Genomic DNA, 5,389 nt, shown 5'->3' with positions numbered 1-5,389 from the left:
TGATTTTCTTTGATGATGAGCAGGTACGCGTGACCTATCCCAACGGCGAAGTTCGCTCCCTCCATTGGGCTGAGCTGAGCCTGGTTGGCATCCAGACCACGGATGACGGACCCTTGATGTCAGATGTCTTTTGGGGGTTGCATGGTGCAGATGGAACGCCGGCTATCATCTATCCGCAAGGAGCAAGCGGAGAGCCAGCGTTATTGGCGGCCATGCAAAAGCGGCTGGCCGGATTCGATAACGAGAAAGTGATCCAGGCGATGGGATGTACCAACGACGCCTACTTCAAGGTCTGGATGAACAGGTAGCGTGAGGCGAATGACCTCATTCAAAGCCGCAGGCGAGTAGGAGCAAGTGGGAGGCCGAAGGCGAGCCGGCAAGGCCGTCCGCTTTTGCCTCGCCGCTTCGTTCCGACCGGAGAGGGAACACAGTTAAGATAGAGCGCAGAAAAGTATTCCGTGCAGCCTACCCAAGAACTCAAAGCTCAGAAGTCAGAGCTCTGAACTCTGAACTTCAAAGCCCCTCAATAAACCCGCAAACCAATTCAGCAAACGCCCCCGGCTGCTCCACCGCACTGATATGCGAAGCCCTCGCAATCACCTCCAGCCGCGCCCCGGCAATCCCCTCCACCAACACCTGCGCCATGGAAACCGGCGTGCCCTGATCCAGCTCCCCCGCAATCACCAGCGCCGGCAGCTTGATCTCCCCCAGTCGCGCAGCCGTATCCACGGTGCCCACCGCATGACAGCATCCCACATACCCCACCGCATCGGTCGACACCAGACGATGACGATAACGCGCCACCGTCGCCGCTTGCGCCGCCCGGAAGTCCTCATGGAAATAGCGCCCCATCACCGCATCGGCAATCGCCTCGATACCTTCGGCGCGCACCGTCGTGATGCGCTGCTGCCAGGCTTCACGCGCTGCCTGTGGATAGCCTGAAGTGGTATTGGCCAGCACCAGCGCGCGCACCAGCGCCGGATGCCGCAACGCCAGCTCCTGCCCCACCATGCCGCCCATCGACAAGCCCACCCACACCACCGGTCCGCTATCGAGCTCACGCAACAGGCGCGCTGCATCGTCGGCCAGATCGGCCATGCTGTAGAGACCATCGACCTTCTCCGAACTGCCATGCCCGCGATGGTCATAGGTGATCACCCGGCAATCGGCGGCCAGCAGGTTGGCCAGGCCATCCCACATCATCAGGTCCGTACCCAGGGCGTGCGACAGCACCACCGTATGACGCGGCGCCTTGCCGTTGCGCGGCTCGCGCAGCGTGTAATGCAGCGCCGGCGAAGACGCGGTACGCCCTTGCCGCCCCACGCCGGGATGCACGCTGTCGGTGGGCGCCTGGGGCGCCACCACGTAACCGATCTGCTCGCCCACTTCGCGCAGGATCTTCTGGGCATGGGTGAAGGCCGTATTGCCGGCCGGTACGCCGGCGTAGACGGCGGCCTGGATCATCACTTCCTTCAGTTCATCCGGCGTCAACCGGGTGGCGGCGTCCCCGGTCAAGGCGGCGCGCACATGCAGTTCGAATTCTTCCCAGCGCCCCAGGGCGATGGTGATGGCCAGCACGATGATGCGGCGGGTCTTGTGCTCCAGGCCGGGGCGACCCCAGATCTCGTGCCAGGCGAAACGGGTGATCAGGTTCTGGAAGTCGGCGTTGAAGTTGGTGGCGTTGGCCACCGACCGGTCCACCCATTGGTCGCCCAGCACACTGCGGCGGTTGCGCATTCCACGTTCGAAATCATGGTCCAGCGGATCGTAGCTCATGGGGTTCTCTCTCTGTTCGTTGATGTAGTTGTGGTTTATCCAGGGCAATCTACTGCGCCAGCACCGTGCGCCAGGTGTCGAGCTGGCGTTCGGCAATGCGCCGCGCCGGCAGGGTCGCCTCGACCGGGTCGAACAAGGCGCGCAGCATGTCGAGGTCAAGCTCGCGGCCGAGCTGCGCATCGGCCTGCACCGCTTGTACCAGCATATCGACCAGTTGCGTGCCTGCGGCCACGGTTTTGGCGGTCAGTTGTTCCAGCAGGGCATGGGCGCGCGGGCGGCCGATCACGCCGGCCAGGGCGATGGAGGCGGATTCGGTAAACACCAATCCCTGTAGGGCATCGATGTTGCGCAACATGCGCGCCGCATCGATCACCAGCCCGGCAAAGGCGTCGTTGAGCGCCCGCAGCGCGCCATGCACGCCCAGGAACAGGGCCGGCCATTCGGCCAGTTCGGCTTGCCAGTTACCCAGGCCGCGTTCGTGCTGCTGCGACATCGTCGCCAGCAGGGTGGCGGCCTGTTGCGGGGCGCGCGCGGCGGCAGCCAGGGCGATCATGGAAGAGACCGGGTTGCGCTTGTGCGGCATGGCCGAGGAACCGCCACGGCCATGGCCGGAAGGCTCGGCCAGTTCAGCGATCTCGCCTTGCGCCATCAGCGACAGGTCGGTGGCGATCTTGCCCAGGCTACCGGCCAGCACTGCCATCTCGGTGCCCAAGCGGATCCATTCGTCGCGCTGGGTATGCCAGGCCGCTTGCGGGGCCTGCAATTGCAGCGCGGCGGCCATGCGCGCAGCCACGGCCGGGCCTTTCTCGCCCAGCACGGACAGCGTGCCCACCGCGCCCCCGAGCTGCAATTGCAAGGCGCGTTCAGCCAGCGCCTGCAATTGCGCCCGCGCGCGCAGCAGCGGCGCGGCCCAGTTGCAGAACTTCAGGCCCAGGCTGGTGACCTGGGCCGGTTGCATCAGGGTACGTGCCAGTACCGGGGTGGCCAGATGGGATTGAGCCAGGTCCAGCAGTCGGCGCGATAGCTGCGCCAGTTCCTCATCCACCAGTCGCAAGGCGTCGCGCGTGACCAGCACCATGGCCGTGTCCAGCACGTCCTGGCTGGTACTGCCCCAGTGCACGTGAGTGGCGGCCTGTTCGCTGTAGAGGGCCACGGTGCGCTGCAATTCCTTGACCAGCGGGATGGCCAGGGCACCGGCACGGCGCCCGGCCACGATCAGCGCATTGATGTCGTAGAGCGGGGCGCGGCAGACGCTGGCAATGGCGCGTGCCGCAGCTTCGGGGATGATGCCTTCGGCCGCTTCGGCTTCGGCCAGGACCTGTTCGAAGCGCAGCATTGCCTGCACCACCGCCTGGTCGTCGAAGACCGCGATCATCTCGGAGGTGGTGAGGAAGCTGTCGAAGATCGAAACGCTCATGAAGTCTCCAGTGCTTGCCCAGCCGGCGTGATCCAATGCAAGCGGGATCCGACAGGCCAAAGCCTGTGGATCCCCAGGATCATCACGCCGTAACAGGCGTTCAGATGTAGTCGAAGAATACCGTCTCGCGCGCGCCTTGCATGTGGATGTTCCACAGGTAGCTGCCGTCAGGCTGCTTGCGGGCGATCAGGGTGCCGCGGCGGTCGGCCGGGACTTGTTCCAACAGGGCCGATTGCGCCAGGGCCGGGTCGTCTTCCAGGAACACGGCGCTGAACTGGTGCTTGACCAGACCGCGGGCAAACACCGTCACGTAGGCTACCGGCTTGCCGGCGGGCGGCTGAGGCTGGGAAATCGAAAATGTGAATTTTCCTTCCTCATCGGTGGGTACGCGGCGATATCCAGGGATGGCATGTGAAGTTTCTGCGCCAGCACTGCCAGGCAGCCAGGCTTCGGCCCAGGCATCGTTGATGGGTACGCCGTCGCCGTCGAGGATGGCGCCGCTGATCTTGACCTGCGGTGCGCTGCTGTCCACGCGGGCAGTCAGTTCTACGGCCCAGGCCCAGGCTTCGTGCGGGAAGGGGCCGATGGTTTGCGAAGTGGTGATGTTGCTCATGTGCTCTCCTGCCTTGTTCAGATGCCCATGGGCGTGGCGTTGCGGCCGCGCAGGACGATATCGAATTCATAGCCCAGCATCTTGTCGTCCACCGTTTCTTCCAGCGAGAAACGCGAGATCAGGCGCTGGCGGGCGGCTTCGTCGGGGATGCTCTGGAAGATCGGGTCGTAGGCGAACAGCGGGTCGTTGGGGAAGTACATCTGGGTCACCAGACGCTGTGCATAGACGTTGCCGAACAGCGAGAAGTGGATGTGCGCCGGACGCCAGGCCTTGTGGTGGTTGCCCCAGGGATACGGGCCGGGCTTGATGGAGACGAAGCGGTAACGGCCATTGTCATCGGTGAGCATCTTGCCAAAGCCGGTGAAGTTGGGGTCCAGCGGGGCGTCGTGCTGGTCCTTCTTGTGGAAGTAGCGACCGGCGGCATTGCATTGCCAGACTTCCAGCAGGGAATTGCGCACCGGCTTGCCGTCTTCGTCCAGCACGCGACCGGTGACCACGATCTTTTCGCCCAGCGGCTCGCCCTTGCCCTGCTTGGTCAGGTCCATGTCGTGCGGCAGGATCAGCTTGGGCGAGGCGAACAGGTTGCTGCCGGTGGCGGTCTCATCGCGCACGCGCAGCGGCGCCTGGGTGGGGCCACGCTTGACGGTGGACTTGTAAGGGGGATAGATCAGTTCCGGATAGACACCGGGTTCGATGGCATCGAATTGCATGAGGTCTCCTCAGATCGACGGTGGTGGTTGCGGCGTCGTGCTCGGATTCCTGGCCTGCCGGAATGTGCGATTTGCGCGCCGTGCTTGGGTGTGGAGAGATAGTAGGCAAGCCTTCCCTGGTCCTCAAGATCAACGCAGCGCAGCATATTCGCCATTCGCCCGCTTTGTGCGAAAATCGCACAAATGGCCGATTTTCTGTACCTGCGATCCATCGGCACGGCATGAACGTTGTTTTATCCACAGGGCGGGGACGCATGAGGCAAGAGCGAATCGAAGCAGAGGCAGAGACAGAGACAGAGGCGGGCCAGATCGATGACGGCCCGCTCAAGCGCGACCTGGTGGCGGGCTTGGAAAAGGGCTTGCAGGTGATCGAAGCCTTCGATCAGGAGCGCTCGCGCCTGACCATCGCCGAGGTGGCGCAACTGACCGGGCTGACCCGTGCGGCGGCGCGCCGCTACCTGATCACGCTGACCCACCTGGGCTACATGCGGCACGACAACAAGACCTTTTCGCTCACCCCTATGGTGTTGCGGCTGGGGCAGTCCTACCTGCATTCGGCGCGCCTGCCGCGCATCGTCCAGCCCTTGCTGTACCGGCTGGCGTATTCGCTGGGGGAGGCGGCCTCCTGCGGCGTGCTCGATCATGACCAACTGGTGTGCGTGGCCGCAGTGAGCGCCGGGCAACTGGTCTCGACCACCTTGCAGCCCGGTACCCGCGTGCCGGCCTACTGCACCGCCAATGGCCGTATCCTGCTGGCCAACCTGGCGCCGGCCGAGCTGGACACCCTCCTGGCCCGGGCCCAGCCGGAGGCCATCACGGCCCATACCATCACCGACGTCGAACGCCTGGCCCTGGAGATCGCCCGCGCCCGGG

6 protein-coding genes are annotated in these 5,389 nt (G+C 64.4%); 2 read left to right on the top strand and 4 right to left on the bottom strand.

All coding sequences use genetic code 11. The features are described from left to right. Positions 1–308: hypothetical protein (locus tag I5W_RS08840; RefSeq protein WP_044528948.1), on the top strand; the 308-nt coding region annotated here is incomplete at its 5' end. Between the two features lie 205 nt (positions 309–513). Here I5W_RS08840 and pcaCD read toward each other — a convergent pair. From pcaCD to pcaH, 4 genes are all read right to left on the bottom strand, one after another. Further along, entirely contained in the window at positions 514–1,776 is a 1,263-nt protein-coding gene (gene pcaCD / locus I5W_RS08835; RefSeq protein ID WP_044528947.1) for a bifunctional 4-carboxymuconolactone decarboxylase/3-oxoadipate enol-lactonase PcaCD, read from the bottom strand. A gap of 49 nt (positions 1,777–1,825) precedes the next feature. Next, positions 1,826–3,193, bottom strand: coding sequence for a 3-carboxy-cis,cis-muconate cycloisomerase (gene pcaB / locus I5W_RS08830; protein ID WP_044528946.1), 1,368 nt, complete (start codon positions 3,191–3,193; stop codon positions 1,826–1,828). 100 nt (positions 3,194–3,293) lie between these two features. Continuing rightward, complete coding sequence (locus I5W_RS08825; protein WP_017452568.1) at positions 3,294–3,806, bottom strand: protocatechuate 3,4-dioxygenase; 513 nt, start codon at positions 3,804–3,806, stop codon at positions 3,294–3,296. Positions 3,807–3,823: 17 nt separating this feature from the next. After that, positions 3,824–4,516 carry a protocatechuate 3,4-dioxygenase subunit beta gene (gene pcaH, locus I5W_RS08820; protein WP_017452567.1) on the bottom strand — a complete coding sequence of 231 codons (693 nt, stop codon included), beginning with the start codon at positions 4,514–4,516 and terminating at the stop codon, positions 3,824–3,826. Positions 4,517–4,770: 254 nt separating this feature from the next. On the opposite strand from pcaH, the gene I5W_RS08815 reads away from it, so the two are divergent. Beyond that, positions 4,771–5,389, top strand: a 619-nt coding sequence (locus I5W_RS08815) for an IclR family transcriptional regulator domain-containing protein (RefSeq protein ID WP_044528945.1), incomplete at its 3' end; no start/stop codon positions are given.

The organism is Herbaspirillum sp. B65 (assembly GCF_000333555.1).
GTDB lineage: Bacteria > Pseudomonadota > Gammaproteobacteria > Burkholderiales > Burkholderiaceae_D > Herbaspirillum > Herbaspirillum rubrisubalbicans.
The sequence above is the reverse complement of the archived record's forward strand: the minus strand, read 5'-3'. Positions and strand labels throughout refer to the sequence as shown.